This window comes from Streptomyces ortus (genome assembly GCF_026341275.1).
Classification (GTDB): Bacteria; Actinomycetota; Actinomycetes; order Streptomycetales; family Streptomycetaceae; genus Streptomyces; species Streptomyces ortus.
In genome coordinates this window covers 4,619,014-4,636,182 of sequence record NZ_JAIFZO010000002.1, presented here as the reverse complement: position 1 = coordinate 4,636,182, position 17,169 = coordinate 4,619,014, and the positions used below count along the sequence as shown (strand labels likewise).

At 71.0% G+C, this 17,169-nt stretch carries 16 protein-coding genes and 1 pseudogene; 5 read left to right on the top strand and 12 right to left on the bottom strand.

What is annotated here, in order from left to right; all coding sequences use genetic code 11:
* Positions 1 to 57 precede the first annotated feature (57 nt).
* The 5 genes from pyrE to K3769_RS23850 form a co-directional block, all read right to left on the bottom strand.
* Positions 58 to 609 (bottom strand): orotate phosphoribosyltransferase, encoded by a 552-nt coding sequence (pyrE, locus tag K3769_RS23870; RefSeq protein WP_267028393.1) that lies wholly within the window; start codon positions 607 to 609, stop codon positions 58 to 60.
* Positions 610 to 619: 10 nt separating this feature from the next.
* Positions 620 to 1,429: an aldose epimerase family protein gene (locus tag K3769_RS23865; RefSeq protein WP_267028392.1), complete on the bottom strand. Its 810-nt coding sequence runs from the start codon at positions 1,427 to 1,429 to the stop codon at positions 620 to 622.
* 326 nt (positions 1,430 to 1,755) lie between these two features.
* Positions 1,756 to 2,583: an SRPBCC family protein gene (locus tag K3769_RS23860; protein WP_267028391.1), complete on the bottom strand. Its 828-nt coding sequence runs from the start codon at positions 2,581 to 2,583 to the stop codon at positions 1,756 to 1,758.
* A gap of 89 nt (positions 2,584 to 2,672) precedes the next feature.
* Entirely contained in the window at positions 2,673 to 4,286 is a 1,614-nt protein-coding gene (locus tag K3769_RS23855) for a polyamine aminopropyltransferase (RefSeq protein ID WP_267028390.1), read from the bottom strand.
* Positions 4,287 to 4,420: 134 nt separating this feature from the next.
* Positions 4,421 to 4,939: a DUF2617 family protein gene (locus tag K3769_RS23850; RefSeq protein ID WP_267028389.1), complete on the bottom strand. Its 519-nt coding sequence runs from the start codon at positions 4,937 to 4,939 to the stop codon at positions 4,421 to 4,423.
* A 940-nt stretch (positions 4,940 to 5,879) separates the two neighbouring features.
* Here K3769_RS23850 and K3769_RS23845 point away from each other — a divergent pair.
* Positions 5,880 to 7,100 (top strand): pyridoxal phosphate-dependent aminotransferase, encoded by a 1,221-nt coding sequence (locus tag K3769_RS23845; protein ID WP_267028388.1) that lies wholly within the window; start codon positions 5,880 to 5,882, stop codon positions 7,098 to 7,100.
* 23 nt (positions 7,101 to 7,123) lie between these two features.
* Here the strand turns inward: K3769_RS23845 and K3769_RS23840 are convergent, their stop codons facing one another.
* The 3 genes from K3769_RS23840 to K3769_RS23830 all read right to left on the bottom strand — a co-directional run bounded on the left by K3769_RS23840 (position 7,124) and on the right by K3769_RS23830 (position 9,303).
* Positions 7,124 to 8,020, bottom strand: coding sequence for a hypothetical protein (locus tag K3769_RS23840; RefSeq protein WP_267028387.1), 897 nt, complete (start codon positions 8,018 to 8,020; stop codon positions 7,124 to 7,126).
* A gap of 274 nt (positions 8,021 to 8,294) precedes the next feature.
* Positions 8,295 to 8,426, bottom strand: coding sequence for a DUF397 domain-containing protein (locus K3769_RS23835; RefSeq protein ID WP_267031514.1), 132 nt, complete (start codon positions 8,424 to 8,426; stop codon positions 8,295 to 8,297).
* Positions 8,389 to 9,303, bottom strand: coding sequence for a helix-turn-helix domain-containing protein (locus K3769_RS23830; RefSeq protein WP_267031513.1), 915 nt, complete (start codon positions 9,301 to 9,303; stop codon positions 8,389 to 8,391). The genes K3769_RS23835 and K3769_RS23830 overlap by 38 nt, the downstream gene beginning before the upstream one ends.
* A 193-nt stretch (positions 9,304 to 9,496) precedes the next feature.
* Between K3769_RS23830 and K3769_RS23825 the strand changes: the two genes are divergently transcribed.
* Positions 9,497 to 9,910, top strand: coding sequence for an ATP-binding protein (locus K3769_RS23825; protein ID WP_267031512.1), 414 nt, complete (start codon positions 9,497 to 9,499; stop codon positions 9,908 to 9,910).
* 161 nt (positions 9,911 to 10,071) lie between these two features.
* Entirely contained in the window at positions 10,072 to 11,271 is a 1,200-nt protein-coding gene (locus tag K3769_RS23820) for a putative hexosyltransferase (protein WP_372515016.1), read from the top strand.
* A gap of 47 nt (positions 11,272 to 11,318) precedes the next feature.
* Here the strand turns inward: K3769_RS23820 and K3769_RS23815 are convergent, their stop codons facing one another.
* Together K3769_RS23815 and clpB are read right to left on the bottom strand one after the other, a co-directional pair.
* A complete protein-coding gene (locus K3769_RS23815; protein ID WP_267028386.1) occupies positions 11,319 to 11,846 on the bottom strand; it encodes a type III secretion system chaperone family protein in 528 nt (175 codons plus the stop codon).
* Between the two features lie 222 nt (positions 11,847 to 12,068).
* Positions 12,069 to 14,654: pseudogene (gene clpB / locus K3769_RS23810) on the bottom strand (ATP-dependent chaperone ClpB); the annotation flags it as partial.
* A gap of 206 nt (positions 14,655 to 14,860) precedes the next feature.
* Between clpB and K3769_RS23805 the strand changes: the two are divergent.
* Positions 14,861 to 15,274 carry a pyridoxamine 5'-phosphate oxidase family protein gene (locus tag K3769_RS23805; protein WP_267028385.1) on the top strand — a complete coding sequence of 138 codons (414 nt, stop codon included), beginning with the start codon at positions 14,861 to 14,863 and terminating at the stop codon, positions 15,272 to 15,274.
* Positions 15,275 to 15,472: 198 nt separating this feature from the next.
* Here K3769_RS23805 and K3769_RS23800 read toward each other — a convergent pair whose 3' ends face one another.
* Both K3769_RS23800 and K3769_RS23795 read right to left on the bottom strand, forming a co-directional pair.
* Entirely contained in the window at positions 15,473 to 15,808 is a 336-nt protein-coding gene (locus K3769_RS23800; RefSeq protein WP_189773067.1) for a Rieske (2Fe-2S) protein, read from the bottom strand.
* 1 nt (position 15,809) lies between these two features.
* Positions 15,810 to 16,004: a hypothetical protein gene (locus K3769_RS23795; protein WP_267028384.1), complete on the bottom strand. Its 195-nt coding sequence runs from the start codon at positions 16,002 to 16,004 to the stop codon at positions 15,810 to 15,812.
* Between the two features lie 128 nt (positions 16,005 to 16,132).
* Here K3769_RS23795 and K3769_RS23790 point away from each other — a divergent pair, with 128 nt between their 5' ends.
* Complete coding sequence (locus tag K3769_RS23790; protein WP_372515166.1) at positions 16,133 to 17,140, top strand: helix-turn-helix transcriptional regulator; 1,008 nt, start codon at positions 16,133 to 16,135, stop codon at positions 17,138 to 17,140.
* The last annotated feature ends 29 nt before the right edge of the window (positions 17,141 to 17,169 follow it).

The following is a 17,169-nucleotide window of genomic DNA, read 5'->3' as shown; positions in this document are numbered from 1 at the left end:
CTTCCCAGACGTCGCCGGATGCTCCGGCCGGGGACGGGAATCCATGCGGGGACCGGGTCAGGCGAGGCCCAGCTCGTCCTTGGAGTAGGCGAAGAGGTACGGGACCCCGGCGCCTTCCTGGATCTTCTCCGCGGCGCCGGTGGCGCGGTCGACGATGGTCGCCACGCCGACGACCTCCGCGCCGGCCTCGCGCACGGCCTCGACGGCGGCGAGCGGGGAGCCGCCGGTCGTCGAGGTGTCCTCGACGACGAGTACGCGGCGGCCCGCGATGTCCGGGCCCTCGACCCTGCGCTGCAGGCCGTGCGCCTTCGCCTCCTTGCGCACGACGAAGGCGTCGACGCGCCTGCCGCGCGCGTGGGCGGCGTGCAGCAGCGACGCGGCCACCGGGTCGGCGCCCATGGTGAGGCCGCCGACCGCGTCGAAGTCCAGGTCCGCCGTCAGGTCGAGCAGCACCTGGCCGACCAGCGGGGCGGCCTCGCCGTCCAGGGTGATCCGCCGCAGGTCCACGTAGTAGTCGGCCTCGATGCCGGAGGAGAGGGTCACCTTGCCGTGCACCACGGCCTTGTCCTTGATCTGCTGCAGCAGCTCGCCGCGTACGTCGTCGCTCATGCGGGTCAGCTTAGAGGCGGCGCCAGGTCCAGGTGGTGGCGGCTTCCAGGGGGTCGATGGGGGTGACCAGGCGGGGCAGGGTGTTGAGGCCGTTGGGCGGTCCTGTCTGCGGTTCGACGCACACGGCCGCCTCCTGCTCGTCGTAGACGACGACCCACTGCTCGCGGCTTGCCACGTTCAGCTCCAGCCGGCCGGGCCAGGTGAGGGTGACGTCGACGCCGTCGGGCATCCCGAAGCAGTCGTCCCACGGGCTGGGGAGGGGGTCGATACGGCGGCCGGTCGGCAGGTGGTCGGCGCCGCGCTCCTCCTGCCAGGCGGCGCTGAAGTCGACACGTACACCACTGTCGGTGTCCTGGGCCCCGCCGCCTTCGAGGTGGCGGTTGAACCAGGGGTGCCAGCCGATCTGCGCCGGAAAGGAGTCGCCGTACGTCTCCACCGACATGGTCAGGGTCAGGGAGTCCTCGGTCAGCCTGACCGCCTGGGTGACACGGCCGGCGTACGGCCAGGGGTCGACGAGGTCGTACGTGACGACGGTTTCGTCGGCGCTCCTGCGGGCGGTGCGCCAGGCGGCGTCGCGGGCGGTGCCGTGGATGGCGTGGGGTGGGGAGTTGAGGGGGAGCTGGTGGGGGGTGACGCCGTTCGAGAAGCGGCCGTCCCTGGTGCGACCGCACCACGGGACCATGGGGAAGCAGCCGAACTTGTCGCCCTGGCGCAGCAGTTCGACGCCGTCGACCTTCAGTCCGCCGATGCGTCCGCCGTTGCCGGGCTGCACGGTCGCTTGCGCGTTGCCGGCGGTCAGCGTGATGTCTTCGTTACTCACGCGGGAGACCCTACGGGGTGCGACGCACGATCCGGCCCGCAGGGCCCGGATCCCGGGGCCCCCACGCCCGGCGCACGCCCCTTGCGACCCGCGCCCTGAGCCCTGAGCACCGAGCCCCGAGCCCCGACCGACCGGTCGCTCAGTTGCCCGCGCCCCTGGGGGACACCTGCCGCCTGCCGCCTGCCGCCGCCGGTCGCGCGCGTGGTTTCCCGCCTCTCCAGGGGACCCGCCGTCTCCCCTCTGCGGGCCGCCCACGGCTGGACGCGCAGTTCCCCGCGCCCCTGAAGGGCGCCCGCGGGCAGAGGTCGGTCGGCCCGCGCCTGCGGTCAGTGGCGTTTGCGGAGGGCTCGGCCCACCACGATCGCCGAGGCCACGGCGAGGGCAGCCGCGGGCGCGGCCCAGCGGAGGACCGCGCCGCCGCCCGCGGACTCGGGCGCGGGCACGGGCGCGTACCGGCCCCGCGGTGGCGCGTGGTCGACCTCTTCCGCGCTGCGGCCGATCATCGTGCGCCGCGCGTGCGCCGCCTCGGCCGGTGCCCCCGGCGGCAGGCTCCCGTCGTCCTCGAAGCCACCGGCGAAGTCGCCCTCAGCGAACGGCATGTGCGAGGAGGGAAACTCCTCGTCCGGATCGTGCCCGGCCTCGGGTTCAGGCACGGGCTCGGGCTCGGGCTCGGGCTCGACGGATGCCTCTTCCGGCTCGGACGCCGCCTCCGGTTCCGGTTCCGGCTCCTGCTCCGGCTCCGGTGCCAGGTGTTCCGCGAACCGGTTCAGCAGGCGCGTCGTCGCCGACGCCACCTCGCCCGCCGGCAGATCGGTGATACGTCCGTCGGCCGAGGCCGTGCCGGTGAACGTGAGCGTCGAGCCCCCCTCGGCGGGCAGGACGGTCAGCGTGAGCGCGAGCTTCACCGTCCCCGTCCCCCGCGCCTCCGTGGCGTCGGCCTCGACGGAGTACGAGCCGTCGTCGCGCGGCGAGACACCGAGCGTCCCCCGGTACGTGATGGAGTGCCCGCCGACCCGTACCTTCAGGCGCCCGGAGACGGGCGCCGTCCCCGCGTCCTGCTGGAGACCGGGCAGCGCCCGCGCCACCCGCGCGGGATCGGCGAGAGCCTCGCGCAGACGCTCGACGGGAACCGGAACGAACACCTCATGCTCCATGTCGGCCGAGCCTACCCAGCACCACCCGTACCGCACCCGTACATGCGGGGATTCCACCGGATCCGCCGCGGACGGACGCGTACGCCGCCTCAGTCGGCGTACCTCGGGTGCACCAGCGTCGACGGCGGCAGGCCCTCCAGCCGGGTGCGCGCCGCCGCCCGGACGCCCGCCTGGAGCGACGGCACGTCCGGCGCCCCCGCCGCCGTGCGCAGCCGCGGCCGGGCGCGCGACGCGAGCACGTACCCCCAGTCGTGCGGAACCCGCGACCCGTCCGTCACCTCGGAGTCACGGCCGCCGACCGAGTACGGCACCGTCCGCAGCCCGGCCGCCCGTACCGTCGCGTCGACCGTCCAGAACGCGCGCGGCCGTGCCGCCACGGGCCCGGCGTGCACGAGGAGCCGCCCGCCCGTGCCGAGCACCTCGCGGGCCAGCCCGTAGAACTCCTGCGAGTACAGCTTCGTACTGGGCGTGTTCCCGGGGTCGGGCAGATCGGAGATCACCACGTCGTACGCGCCCCGCGGGGCCCGCCGCAGCCAGCCGAACGCGTCCGCGGCGACGACCCGCACCCGTGGATCCCCGTACGCGTGGCCGTTCAGCGCGGACAGGGCCGGATCGGTGCGCGCCAGCTCCACGAGCCCGGCGTCGAGTTCGACGACGTCGACCCGCCGTACGCCCCGGTGTCGCAGCACCTCGCGCACGGCGAGCCCGTCGCCGCCGCCGAGGACGAGCACGCGCGCGTGGGGACCGTTCATCGCGGGGTGCACGAGCGCTTCGTGGTAGCGGCGCTCGTCGCTGCCGCTGACCCGCAGGCGGCCGTCGAGATAGAGGTCGAGCCGACTGCCGTCGGTGCCGCCCGTGAGGACCACGTCCTGGACGTCGGTGTGTATCGCCACCCGGACGTCCCGGCCGTACATCGCGTGCCGCGCGGACCGCTCGAAGTCGTCGACGAGGACGGCGGCCGAGGCGAGCAGCGTGAGGACGAGGAGGTTGGTGACGACGAGCAGCCAGCGACCGCGCCGGGTCAGGTCCTGCCGGAACAGGCCCAGGACGAGGGCCGCGCCGGCGAACGCGTTGACCGTCCCGGTGATCAGCGTCGCGGTCAGCTGGCCGAGCAGGGGCAGCAGCAGGAACGGGAACGCGAGTCCGCCGGCCAGCGCGCCCACGTAGTCCGCGGCGAACAGGTCGGCGACGGCGCCGCCCGCGTCCTGTCTGCGCACGCGCTGGATCAGCTCCATCAGCAGGGGCACCTCGGCGCCGATGAGCAGGCCGATGGCGAGGGAGAAGCCGACGAGGAGGTAGCTGGAGCCGTCCGCCCAGGCGCCGCCCCAGCCGCCGGTCCAGGCGAAGACGGCGTACAGGACCATCGCGCTGCAGCCGCCGACGAGGGCGAGCAGGGCCTCCACCGCGCCGAAGCCGGCCGCGGCGCGACAGCGCAGCCGTTTGGCGAGGAGCGAGCCGATGCCCATCGCGAAGACCATCACGGACAGGACGACGGAGGCCTGGGTGATGGAGTCGCCGGTCAGGTACGAGGCGAGGGCGACCAGTTCCAGTTCGTACACCAGTCCGCAGGCCGCGCAGACGAACACGCCGGTGAGGACGAGGAACCGGCCGGTGGCGGGCCTGACCGGCAGACGCGCCTGGCCCGCGCCGCTGCGGGGCGGCGGGGCCGTACCGGGCGGGGCGGGGGCGTGCGGCTCGATCACCCAGGGAACGCTACGTCACCGGTTCGCTGCGTCCTGTCACCCACACGTGTGTAAATGCCGTCGCCCGCGCATACTTCGGCCGTTTCGGGGCCCCGCCCCCGGGGTCCGCCTCCGGGCCTGCCCAGGGATCTGCCCTAGAGGGTCGCCGGCACCCGTACGCCCACCTTCGTTCGTGTGGCGACCAGTTGGCCCTCCTGGGGGTACGCGTGCCAGGTGCGCCAGTGCACTTGGCCGTCGTGGCGCTGCGCGAGCATCGCGGTGAAGGCGTGGGGGCTGCCGGGGAAGACCCCCGCCAGTCCGTTCGGATGGTCGGCGACGAGGGCGAGCAGTTCCTGCGCCCGGCCGGCGAAGGACCCGCGGGACAGCGTCTCCACGCGCGCGGCGAACTCGTACTCCCAGTCGCCCGCCCGTTTGGCGACGCCGAGCGGCAGCGGGGAGCTGCTGCCCGCGATGCACGCGACGGTCTCCGAACAGGTGCCGCGCTCCTCCTCGAGCAGCACCTGATGGGACGCGCCCAGCAGTCTCAACTGCAGTTTCGCGTCGGCGAGTTCGATGTCGAGGGTGGCGAGCGCGGGCAGCGGTTCGCGTCCGAGGGCCCAGGCGAGGTCGGCCGCGCGCGTGTCGGTATAGGCGGTGTTGAGGGTCGTGAGCATGGGTCGGCTCCGCTGCACGCAAGGGTGGGGTCGGTCCGTCGCACCCCGGCCGGCGCCGGGCGGTGATCGGGCCCGGTCGGCCAGGTCAGAAGGTTGTTCCGGGGTCTGCGTCGGCGATACGAGGGAATCATGAACGGCGCGTCCGCCACAGCGTTTTTACCCAACTTCGTAGGGTTTCCATCCCCCCGAGGGCTCCACAGCTCAACTGTTCAACAAGAAAGTGCGCCCCTGGGGGGCTCGCAAACAGCTGCACGCCCCCACAACGACTGAGCGCCCCCCGGGAGATGGTTCCCGAGGGGCGCTCATACGACCGGACGACGTCGCCCGGAGCTCAGCTGCCCCGTGTCAGCTGCCTCCGCCGCATCCGCCGCCCCCGCAGGACGAGCCACCGCCGCAGGACGAACTGCCCCCGCCGCACGAGGAGTGATGCCCCGAGGAGCCCGACGAGCAGGAGCTGGAGCCGCCGTCGCTCCCGCCCACCGCTCCGCTGTCGGCCCACCAGCTACCGCTGTCGCGGCCCGAACGCCCCCTGCCACGACCGCGCGCCCGGCCCCCGCCGGATGCCACTCGCGTGACCATCAAGACCACGAACCCCACGACGAACAACGCCAGGATGATGCCGATGACCATGGCGCCACCCTCCTTCCGTTCCCCCGAAGCGGCCCCCCGTGGGCTCTGCTTCTCGTCTGCCTGCTGCCTGTGCCCTGCCGAGATCCTTGCTGTGTCGACTGCTGTACGGACCGCTGTACTGCCTACCGCGGTTCCTGCCGCACACGCACACGCACGTCTCGGGTGCGCTTGCCGCGTGCACGTCTCGGGTGCACTTCTCGCGTGTGCGTCTTGCGTGTGCGCCCTGCGTGTGCGTCTTGCGTGGGAGGGAGATGCCCTCCCGGCTCACGCGCCAAAGCCGAGTTGAGCAACTCCAGAGGTTGCGCGCAGGATGGCCGTCATGACCTCCAGCGCGCGTCGCCCTCTCCTCAACCGTCGTCTCGCCGAGTTCGGGACGACGATCTTCGCCGAGATGTCGGCCCTCGCCCTGAGTACCGGCTCGATCAATCTCGGGCAGGGTTTTCCCGACACCGACGGTCCCGAGGAGGTCCGGGAGGCGGCCGTGCGGGCGCTGCGGGATGGACGGGGGAACCAGTACCCGCCGGGGCCGGGCGTCCCCGAGCTGCGTACGGCGATCACCGCGCACCAGGAGCGCCGGTACGGGTTGACGTACGACCCCGACGCCGAGGTCCTCGTCACGGCGGGCGCGACCGAGGCCATCGCCGCCACACTGCTCGCCCTGGTGGAGCCCGGCGACGAGGTGATCGCCCTGGAGCCGTACTACGACTCGTACGCGGCCTGCATCGCGATGGCGGGCGGCACCCGCGTGCCGGTCACCCTGCGGCCGCACGAGGAGGCCGGGGAGGACGGCGTCGCGCGGCGGCGGTTCCGGCTGGACCTCGACGAGCTGCGCGACGCGGTCACCGACAACACCCGGCTGCTGCTGCTCAACACCCCGCACAACCCGACCGGCACGGTCCTCACCCGCGCGGAGCTGACCGCGATCGCCGAACTGGCCGTCGAGCGGGACCTGCTGGTCGTCACCGACGAGGTGTACGAGCACCTGGTCTTCGACGGCGCCGAGCACGTACCGCTGGCGACCCTGCCCGGGATGCGCGGGCGCACGGTCACCATCGGGAGCGCGGGCAAGACGTTCTCGTTCACCGGGTGGAAGGTCGGCTGGGTGACGGCGGCGCCCGAGCTGGTCACGGCGGTGCGCTCGGCCAAGCAGTTCCTCACGTACGTGGCCTCGGGGCCCTTCCAGTACGCGGTCGCCGAGGCGCTGGCGCTGCCCGACACGTACTTCGACGCCTTCCGCGCGGACATGCTGGTCAAGCGGGACCTGCTGAGCGCCGGGCTCGCGGAGGCCGGCTTCGGGGTCTTCACGCCCGCCGGGACGTACTTCGTCACCACCGACATCCGGCCGCTCGGCGAGAGCGACGGCTTCGCGTTCTGCCGGGCACTGCCGGAGCGCGCCGGGGTCGTCGCGATCCCGAACGCGGTCTTCTACGACCACCGGGACGCCGGGGCACCCTTCGTCCGCTTCGCGTTCTGCAAGCGGACGTCCGTACTGGAGGAGGCGGTCGGCCGCCTCAAGACGCTCGCCGGGTGAGGGCGGCACACCAGGTCATCGGCTCAGCCGGCCGCGCGGAGTGGCTCCCGGGAGCGGCAGTCCCGGCAACGGCCGGGTTCCGCCGCGCGGAAGCCCCGGTCGCAGCCGTCACAGTTCCGGAGGGGTACGACCGACGGACGTACGGGGGACTCCGCGCTTCCTAGCCATACGGGCAGGGCGAGCGGAGTTTCCTTGAGGCGGTAGGCGAGGATGCCGACCGGGCGGGTCAGGAAGGTGTCCGGGAGCCGTGCGGTGAGGTGGTCCGTGATGTGTGTGGGCAGGAGGCCTGCCGCGAGCCACTTGGTGACGGCCGGGGCGAGACGGGCGGCCTCCTGCTCGGACAGTACGAGGCGGGGGTCGACCCGGCGCAGGGCGGCGAGCACGGCGACAGCTCGAGGGTCGGTAGCGGTGTCGGCGAGCGGGACCGGTGGCTCGGCCTCGGCGTATGTATGCGGCTGGACTGTCTCCCGCACCGCTTCTCGCGCGGGCGCAATCGCCTCCGCGACAGGGGCTTGCCTCCGGGGCCGGGGCGGTTCGGGCGGCTCAGGAGGCCCGTCCGGATGCGGCACGCCGCCGGGGACGTCGTAGAAGTACGTGCGGGTACGGACCTGCCCGGTGGGCGTCCGCTCACGGCGGCGCTCCAGGTATCCGGCCGCTTCGAGTTCCCTGAGCGCCCGCGAGATCAGGATCTCTCCCTCGCTGAAGTGCTCGCACAGGGCAGTGATGGTCACGGGGGAGCCGTCGGGCAGGGAGGAAATGTACGCCGCGACGCCGATCGTGATCGCGCTGCCGCGTCGCTGGACGAGGGCGTTGGCGAGGACGGTGAAGCCGGCGGTGAGGCGGGTGCGTACACGGATCACGCCGGAAGTCGGAGTTCCGGCGTCGGCGCGCGAGTGCGCGTTAGACTGCGAATCAGCCATCGGGAAGGTGTTCTCCTAGTTGGTCAGGCCCTCGTTCGGGATGCCAGTCCCGGCCGGGGGCCGTATTTGTTTTCGGTTGTCGCGGCGAACGTAGCCGCCTGGATCTGGCTGCCGCAAGCCGGTCACTCGGACGGTGACGCGGGCTCCGCGTCAGGGAGGCGGGTGGGTGGCAGTTCTTTCCCCGGTTCTTTCAGGAGGTCAGTGGCTTGCCGGACCCTCGCGGACAAGGGCCCGGCAAGCCCGCAACGCGGACGGCCGCCGGGGCCCGGTCGTCTCAGGGACGGTGGGGTCCAGCTTTCAACTCGCCTATGAAAGCGGTCCAGGAGGCGGTCCCGAAGCACAGCGCCGAGCCGTGCGGGACCTTGCTGTCACGGACCGGGACGACGCCCCGGAACCCGTCGGCCACCTCCACGCAGTCGCCCCCCGCCTGATTGCTGTAGCTGCTCCTGCGCCAAGCGACGCCGTTCAGATCGGGACGGAAGATTCGAGGCACGATAATTGCCCTCCATCGCAGACCGGATCATGTCGAGTGACATGAGCGGGGGCAGGGCTGCCGCCCGCAGCCGATCGTAAATCACCTTGTAGCGACTGACGTTGACCGGTTCCTCGACGAGTTGGCCGTAGTCCGCGCCCTCCGTGTAAGCCACTTCTGAGTCGTTCGGCAGGGTCAGGATTGTCAGCGAGCCACCCATGGCCTCGTGTCCACCTTGGTCGAACGGCAGTACCTGCACAGTGATACGGCGTTCCCCTGCCGCATCCAGAAGTCGCGCCAACTGCTTACGCATCACCGCATCGCCACCGATGGGGCGCCTCAGTACGGCCTCGTCCAATATCACCCCCAGCTCCGGCCGGTCAGGCGAGCTCAGGCGTTCCTGACGTGTCATTCGGACTGTGACTCGCTCTTCCAGTTGCTCGTCATCGTCCAACAGAGCATCCAGACTGAGCACCGCCCTGGCGTAGTCCTCGGTCTGCAGCAGGCCCGGCACCACATGAGCCGCGTACTGCCTGATGGTCACAGCCCGCTCCGAGTACGCGATGAACTTCCGCGACCAGTCCGGAAACGCCTCCCGGTACACGTACGGCCACAACTCGACCAGCAGGTCGTCCGCGCCGAGCGCCGCGTCCAACGCACGCGCCAGTTCCAGCGTCGGCTTCGCTCCGGACGCCCGCTCGATCTGTGTGATCCGCGTGCTCACCACATGCGTGCAGGCGCCGAGTTCGGCCTGGGTCAGCCCGGCCGCCGTACGGAGCCTGCGTACCCGTGACCCGAACAGCGCCGCCATCGACGTGCTGGGGTCAATTCCGTTGGCCAAAGCGTCACTTCCGTTCCTTACGAGATGAAATGTAAGGCTGTGTCATCTGTCGAGCGTAGGGCGAACGGACGACTCTTGAGCACGGAACGTGACGACCCACATACAGGCCGGGATGAGTCCCGGCTCGACGGACAAGGACTGACCAGCCGTGCCGACAGAAACGATGAACGAACTCCCCCGCGCAGCAACCTGGTTCGCCGCCTCGCCGCGAGGTGCACGGCTCGCTCGCCGTCTTGCCGTCCGGCGCATGGAGGACTGGGGTCATCCCGCAGCGTCGGACGCGACCTGCGCGGTCGCCCTCGTCGTCGGCGAGCTCGCCGCGAACGCCGTGGCGCACGGCCGGGTCCCGGGGCGGGGCTTCAGCCTCCGGCTCACCCTCGACGCCGCCGCGGGTCTGGTGCGTATCGAGGTCGCGGACGCCGCCTCCGTGAAGCGGCCACCCGCGGTCCCGTCCGCACCGCATCCCGGGAGCGAGTCCGGCCGAGGACTTCTCCTCGTGGACGCCCTGACCGTGCGCTGGGGGTCGGCGCCTCGTCACCCCGTGGGCAAGACCGTATGGGCAGAGGTGTCCGTTTGAGGCAGTCGAGCACACAGACCAGGCGAGCTGGGAAAGCCGAGCACAGCTGAGACGCCCCCTTGTCACGGCGGCGCGCCGGTGCGGCCGGATATGGGGGTGAACCGGACCCGCTCGGCCGCGCGGTGCTCGCAAATGGGCGGGATTACCCTCAATCTGCTCATGTGACCCTCGCACCCGACCTCGCTCCGCCCGCCGTCACGTCCCCCACCGCCGTCGAGGGTCCCGCCCGCCCCCGGCTGCCGGTCCCGGCCGCCGCCATGCGCACCGCCCTCGGACTGTTCCTGGCGGCCCGGCTGCTGGGGGCCGCGGCCGTCGCCCTGACCGCCTGGGCGGTCGGGCAGCACCCTGTGCTGTTGCTCGGGCGGTCCTGGGACTCCATCTGGTATCTGCGGATCGCCGGGGACGGCTACGGCCGCAGTCTGCGGTTCCACCCCGACGTCGTCCACAGCGACCTGGCGTTCTTCCCGCTCTATCCGGGGCTGCTGCGGGCCGTCATGGAGCTGACCCCGCTCAGCGGGCCCGGCGCGGGCCTGCTGGTCTCGTGGACGGCCGCCGCGGTCGCCGCCTGCGGGATCTACGCGATCGGGGCCCGGCTGCACGACCGGGCCGTCGCCACCGCCCTCGTCCTCCTGTGGGCCCTGCTGCCGCACTCCGTCGTGCTGTCCATGGCGTACACGGAGCCGGTCCTGACCGCCTTCGCGGCCTGGTCGCTGTACGCCGTCCTCACCGGCCGGTGGGTGTGGGCGGGCACCCTCGCGGCGGGCGCGGGGCTGGCCCGGCCGAACGGGTTCGCGGTCGCCGCGGCGGTCCTCGCGGCGGCGGCGTACGAGCTGTACCGGCGGCGCGGAAAAGTTACCCACAGGCTGTGGACGGGCGCGGCGCTCGCCCCGCTCGGCTGGACTGCGTACGTGCTGTGGGTGGGGCGGCGGCAGGGCGATCCGCTCGGCGGCTACTTCGAGGTGCAGCGGCTGTGGGGCTCGCGCTTCGACTTCGGCCTGGACGCGCTGCGCTTCGTACGGCATCTGCTGCTGGAGGGCGACCTGCTCGTCTTCCCCATGTCGATGGTGATCGTCGCGGCGGCGCTCCTGCTGTACGGGCTGCTGCTCGCGGACCGCGCTCCCGCGCCACTGCTGGTCTACACGGGCGTGCTGCTGTTCGTGGCGGCCGGCGGCGCCGGGTTCTTCGAGTGCAAGCCGCGGTTCCTGCTGCCGGCGTTCCCGCTGCTGCTGCCCCTCGCGTGCGCACTGGCGCGGACGGCGAGAGCCCGGCCGTGGCACGCGACCCTGGTGGTCGGTGCCCTGGCCGGGCTCTCGTTCGCGTACGGGGCGTATCTGGTCGTACTGGCCCACAAGCCACTGTAGGGCCGGTGGCTCACAGGGCCGCCGGTCCGCTGGGCGGGCTACTCGGACTACTCGTCCTCTTGCGGCTTCTCGGCCTCGTCGATCTCCTGCTCCAGGCCGAGCTGCTCGACGAGCCACTTGTCGAACTCGATGGCGGCCCGCACCCAGCTGACCGTCGACGACACGAAGTGCTCCAGGCTGACGCCCGTGCCGATCAGCATCTGCGCCTCGCCGATCAGGCGGACGGTGCCGTCGTCGTGCGTGTGGCTGTAGACCTTGGGCCACAGCGTGCGGCGGTTCCAGTCGTCGATCGATTCGAGCAGCTGCTGCTTCTCGTCGATCTGGTGCGGCCGGTCGTAGAACGTCCGCACCGAGAAGACCTGCTGGTCGTCCTCACCGCGGAACATGAAGTACGTACGGAACTGCTCCCACGGCGCCGCGAGGTCTCCCTCGTCGTCGACGACGTACTTCAGCTCCATCTGGTCCAGGAGCTGCTTCACAAGGTCCTGATCCGGGACGACGGGGCCCGCCGGTCCGCCGGGGTTCGGCTCTGGCTGGCCCCCGAAGTTCGGAATCGAGGACGGGTCGATGCTCACCGTGATTTTCCCTTCGTACGGATTCCGCCATCCTCTCCCATCCGGGGCGGGGGCCCGCAACCCCCGCCCCCGCCGGTGACGGAATTCCGCTCAGAGCGTTTTGCCCGGCGCCGGACCGCTCCCGGAGCCAGGTGCGGAACCATCCGCGGGCCCGTCCGCGGGACCGCCCGCCGTACCCTGCGCGGCACCCGTCGCCGGGCCCTCCGCCGCGACCGTCACGGGCCCCGTCGCGGGTCCGACGATGAGGCCGTCACCGAAGGCGTCCACGCGGACCGTGTCGCCGTCCTTGACCTCGCCGGAGAGGATCTCCTTGGCGAGCCGGTCACCGATGGCGGTCTGCACGAGCCGGCGCAGCGGCCGGGCCCCGTACGCCGGGTCGTTGCCCTCGTCCGCGAGCCAGGCCAGTGCCTCGTCGGTGATCTCCAGGGTGAGCCGGCGCTCGGCGAGCCGCTTCGCGAGACGGCCGACCTGGAGCCTGGCGATGCGTTCCAGTTCCTCCTTGTTCAGCGCCGAGAAGACCACGAGGTCGTCGAGCCGGTTGAGGAACTCCGGCTTGAAAGAACTCCTCACCACCTCCATGACCTGTTCCTTCTTCTGCTCCTCGCTCGTGAGGGGGTCGATCAGGTAGTGGCTGCCCAGGTTCGAGGTGAGGACCAGGATGGTGTTGCGGAAGTCGACCGTCCGGCCCTGTCCGTCGGTGAGCCGGCCGTCGTCGAGGACCTGGAGCAGGACGTCGAAGACCTCCGGGTGCGCCTTCTCCACCTCGTCCAGGAGCACGACGCTGTACGGGCGCCTGCGGACCGCCTCGGTGAGCTGGCCGCCCTCCTCGTAGCCGACGTAGCCGGGCGGCGCGCCGACGAGACGGGCCACGCTGTGCTTCTCGCCGTACTCCGACATGTCGATGCGGATCATGGCCCGCTCGTCGTCGAAGAGGAAGTCCGCGAGGGCCTTGGCCAGCTCGGTCTTGCCGACACCGGTCGGGCCGAGGAAGAGGAACGAGCCGGTGGGGCGGTCCGGGTCGGCGATCCCCGCGCGCGTACGGCGCACGGCGTCGGAGACGGCCTGTACGGCCTCGCTCTGGCCGATCAGCCGGCGGCCCAGCTCCTCCTCCATGCGCAGGAGCTTCTGCGTCTCGCCCTCCAGGAGGCGGCCGGCGGGGATGCCGGTCCAGGCGCCGACCACGTCCGCGATGTCGTCCGGGCCGACCTCCTCCTTGACCATCGTGCCCTTGGCGGCCTCCACCTCGGCCTCGGAGGCCTCCTCCAGGTCCCTCTCCAGGGTGGGGATCTCGCCGTACAGGAGCTTGGAGGCGGTGTCGAAGTCGCCGTCGCGCTGGGCCCGCTCGGCCTGGCCGCGCAGTTCGTCCAGCCGCTCCTTCAGCTCACCGACGCGGTTGAGGGACTGCTTCTCCTTGTCCCAGCGGGCGGTCAGCCCGCGCAGCTCCTCCTCCTTGTCGGCGAGGTCGCGCCGCAGCTTGTCCAGCCGCTGCTTGGAGGCCGCGTCGGTCTCCTTGTCGAGCGCCAATTCCTCCATGCGCAGCCGGTCGACGACCCGCTGCAGCTCGTCGATCTCGACGGGCGAGGAGTCGATCTCCATCCGCAGCCGGGACGCGGACTCGTCGACGAGGTCGATGGCCTTGTCGGGCAGGAAGCGGGAGGTGATGTACCGGTCGGAGAGGGTCGCGGCGGCGACGAGCGCGCTGTCCGCGATGACCACCTTGTGGTGTGCCTCGTACCGGCCCTTGAGGCCGCGCAGGATGGCGATGGTGTCCTCGACGGTCGGCTCGGCGACCAGCACCTGCTGGAAGCGCCGCTCCAGCGCGGGGTCCTTCTCGATCCGCTCGCGGTACTCGTCGAGGGTGGTGGCGCCGACCATGCGCAGTTCGCCGCGGGCCAGCATGGGCTTGAGCATGTTTCCGGCGTCCATGGCCGAATCGCCGCCCGCGCCCGCGCCGACGACGGTGTGCAGCTCGTCGATGAAGGTGATGATCTGGCCGTCGGAGTCCTTGATCTCCGCGAGGACGGTCTTGAGCCGCTCCTCGAACTCGCCGCGGTACTTGGCGCCCGCGACCATCGCGCCCAGGTCGAGCGAGACCAGCCGCTTGTTCTTGAGGGACTCGGGCACGTCGCCCTTGACGATCCGCTGGGCGAGGCCCTCCACCACGGCGGTCTTGCCGACGCCGGGCTCCCCGATCAGGACGGGGTTGTTCTTGGTGCGCCGCGACAGGACCTGGACGACGCGGCGGATCTCCTGGTCGCGGCCGATGACCGGGTCGAGCTTGCCGTCCCGGGCCGCGGCGGTGAAGTCGGTACCGAACTTTTCGAGTGCCTTGTACTGGCCCTCGGGATCCGGGGTGGTCACCCGGCGCCCTCCCCTGCTCTTCTGGAACGCTTCCAGCAGCTTCTTGGCGCTGGCCCCCTGCTGGGAGAGTATGTCGCCGATCTGGCCGCCCTTGGCGGCGATCGCGATCAGCATGTGCTCGGTGGAGAGGAACTCGTCCCCGAGTTCCCTGGCCCGCTCGCTCGCGTCGGCGATGACCGCCAGCAGCTCGCGGTTGGGCTGTGGCGGGGCGACGGTGGAGCCGGTCACGCTGGGCAGCGCGGCGAGGACGCGCTCGGCGCCCGTCCGTACGGCGGCCTGGTCGGCCTCGACCGCGGCCAGCAGGTCGGTGATGTTCTCGTTCTCCTGCCCGGCCAGCAGCGCCAGCAGCAGGTGCGCGGGGGTGAGGTCGGGGTGACCTTCGGACACGGCCCTGCTGCTGGCCGCGTTGATGGCGTCCCGGCTCCTGTTGGTCAGCTCGGCGTCCACGTTCGCGTTCTCCTCCTCGTGCGGGTGCTGGTGCTGGTGCTGGTGCGCATGCTCGTGCGGTGTTGGCTGACCCAACCAACGTACACAAAGTTGAGTCTATTCCACTCAAGGAAGCCATGGGGGGTCATGGGGGGATGGAGGGCCGTGCGGGTCCCGGGGGAAACCCGGGGGCGCTCGGGGGGACTCGACGGGTTAGGTTCCGGTTCATGGCCTCGTACCCCGTGAACCCGCGCGATCCCGGCGACTCCTATCTCGGCTTCTGGCGGGAACGCCACGTGTGCACCCTGAGCACCTTCCGTCCCGACGGCACCCCGCACATGGTGCCCGTCGGCGTTACATACGATCCCGGGGCCGGTCTGGCTCGGGTCATCGCCTCCGGTTCCAGCAAGAAGGTACGCAACGTGCTGGCCGCCGGGCCCGGCGGGATGCCGGTCGCCGTCTGCCAGTTCGAGGGGCGGCGGTGGGCGACGCTGGAGGGGCGCGCGACGGTGTCCGGGGATCCGGAGCGGGTCGCGGAGGCGGTGCGCCACTATGCCGAGCGGTACAACAGGACGCCGTCGCCCAATCCGGCCCGGGTGGTCATCGAGATCGCCCTGACGTCGGCGATGGGCAACTGCTGAGGGCCGCCCTTGGGGCCGGTCGCGGCGCGAGGCCGGTTTTCACCCTTGTGGAGGGGTGGGGGAGGCATGAAGCATTCCTGCTGAAACATGCCTGCCGGAACTTGCCTGAAAACTGCAGCGGCGTCACCGTGTTCAGGTCACGGTGACGCCGCTGCGGGGGGAAGCGCCTGAGCGATCTACTACGACGGGGGAATCGCTTCAGGCACTGCGGGGGGTGGCTGCGATGGTTCGTACGTCCGGGGCCTCCGGCTCGTCCAGCCGGTGATCGCGCTGATCGAGGTTCACAAAGATCATTCCGTACCGAATGGCGCACCGTACCGGCTGCGGCGCCCCCCGAGGCCGCCGCAGACACCGGTACGCCCGTACGTCGTCCTCGTCGTCCCGCGTCACCACGACCGGCTCTCCGAAGACGGTCACCATCAACGAGTCACCGCTGTGGGGGATGGCGGTGGCCAGGTCGATGAAGTGCCAGCCGGAGCGATAGGCGGTGGCCATCTCTCTGCGGAAGGACCGGTCGTCGGGAGGAGTGCTCATGTCAGCCTCCGGAGCCGTCGTCCACCACCGGCGGGGCCGGCCAGTGGGAGTCCGGCACGCCGGTCGCCTGGTAGTCGATCGCCGCCGCCGGCCAGTGACTGTCGGCCTGATCGTCACTCTTCGCGATAGAAGCGTCGCTCAATGCTCCGAATGCCACGACGGCGGAGAAGGCGGCGACAAGCACCGAGCGAAGCATTTTCTTACGCATAGTCGGCTTCGTCCTCACTTGAAAGTTCCGTCTTCCCCCGTCGGGTACGACGATGGCTCATTCGGGCACGTCGTGACCACATAATCGATGCATCATGTTCCTGCACGTTCAGGACCCTGGGGGGTGGAGATTTGACAATAAATAAAACAAAAGCGACACATCCCCATTCGGTGGCCGAACTGTGTGAGGAAGGTGGACGTCTTTACGCAGACGCTCTACGAGTGGGTCGCATCGCCCGCACGGACGTGGAGGCGGCTCCCTGTTTGATGGAGTTCGCGCTGCTTCACCCCGACCCCGACGACGCGGAGTGGCTGCGCCCCGTACCGCCGTCGGTCGTGCTGGCGCAACGACTTGACCCCATCGAGCGGGAGATCTCCGACCGCAGGCGCCTCTCGATGCAGCTGGCCGATGCATTCGAGCCATTCATGGCCCTGCGGGTCCAGGAGACGACGAACAGCAACTCGATCACGGTCCTGGAAGGCGGCGACCGTATCAACGCGGCGCTCAACCTGGCCACGTCCCAGTGCCAGACCGAGATGCTCACGATCCAGCCGAGCGACCGCGGTTCGGAGCGCAGCCTGCTGCAGGGGCTGGAGCGCGACAAACCGATGATCGAACGTGGTGTGCGCATACGGACGCTGTATCAGCACACGGCTCGTTACAACCCCGAGCGGCTGGCCTACGTGGCGCAGCTCGCGGAGGGCAAGGTCGAGTACCGGACCATCGACGAGCTGGTGGAACGCCTCATCGTCTGTGACGAGACGGTCGCCTTCATCCCCACTCGCGACGACCAGCAGGTCGCCCTGGAACTGCGGCACCCCGGTCTCGTCCGCTACCTGATCAAGGTCTTCGAGTTCGTCTGGGGCCGAGCCGTCCCGCTGACCGCCGGCGCGCCGTACGAAACCTCCCCGGACGGCATCACCAACATCCAGCACTCGATCGCCAAACTCCTGGTGGAGGGCCACGTCGACGAGGCCATCGCCCGCCGCCTCGGCATGAACGTACGGACGTGCCGCGCGCACATAGCGAAGCTGGCCACCGCGCTGGGCAGCGGAAGCCGTGCGCAGCTGGGCTACCTGATCGCCATGTCGGGCATCCTGAAGCAGGAGGGGCCCCCGGAGTGAGAGCCGCGCACGCGGCGCACGAGGGGGAA

Excerpts from the sequence above, each read along its gene's own strand:
- pyrE (WP_267028393.1), bottom strand. The coding sequence starts at position 609 with ATGAGCGACGACGTACGCGGCGAGCTGCTGCAGCAGATCAAGGACAAG.
- K3769_RS23805 (WP_267028385.1), top strand. The coding sequence starts at position 14,861 with ATGGCCTCGTACCCCGTGAACCCGCGCGATCCCGGCGACTCCTATCTC.
- K3769_RS23840 (WP_267028387.1), bottom strand. The coding sequence starts at position 8,020 with ATGGCTGATTCGCAGTCTAACGCGCACTCGCGCGCCGACGCCGGAACT.
- K3769_RS23850 (WP_267028389.1), bottom strand. The coding sequence starts at position 4,939 with ATGCTCACGACCCTCAACACCGCCTATACCGACACGCGCGCGGCCGAC.
- K3769_RS23795 (WP_267028384.1), bottom strand. The coding sequence starts at position 16,004 with ATGCTTCGCTCGGTGCTTGTCGCCGCCTTCTCCGCCGTCGTGGCATTC.
- K3769_RS23845 (WP_267028388.1), top strand. The coding sequence starts at position 5,880 with ATGGCCGTCATGACCTCCAGCGCGCGTCGCCCTCTCCTCAACCGTCGT.
- K3769_RS23860 (WP_267028391.1), bottom strand. The coding sequence starts at position 2,583 with ATGGAGCATGAGGTGTTCGTTCCGGTTCCCGTCGAGCGTCTGCGCGAG.
- K3769_RS23830 (WP_267031513.1), bottom strand. The coding sequence starts at position 9,303 with ATGGCGGCGCTGTTCGGGTCACGGGTACGCAGGCTCCGTACGGCGGCC.
- K3769_RS23825 (WP_267031512.1), top strand. The coding sequence starts at position 9,497 with ATGAACGAACTCCCCCGCGCAGCAACCTGGTTCGCCGCCTCGCCGCGA.
- K3769_RS23800 (WP_189773067.1), bottom strand. The coding sequence starts at position 15,808 with ATGAGCACTCCTCCCGACGACCGGTCCTTCCGCAGAGAGATGGCCACC.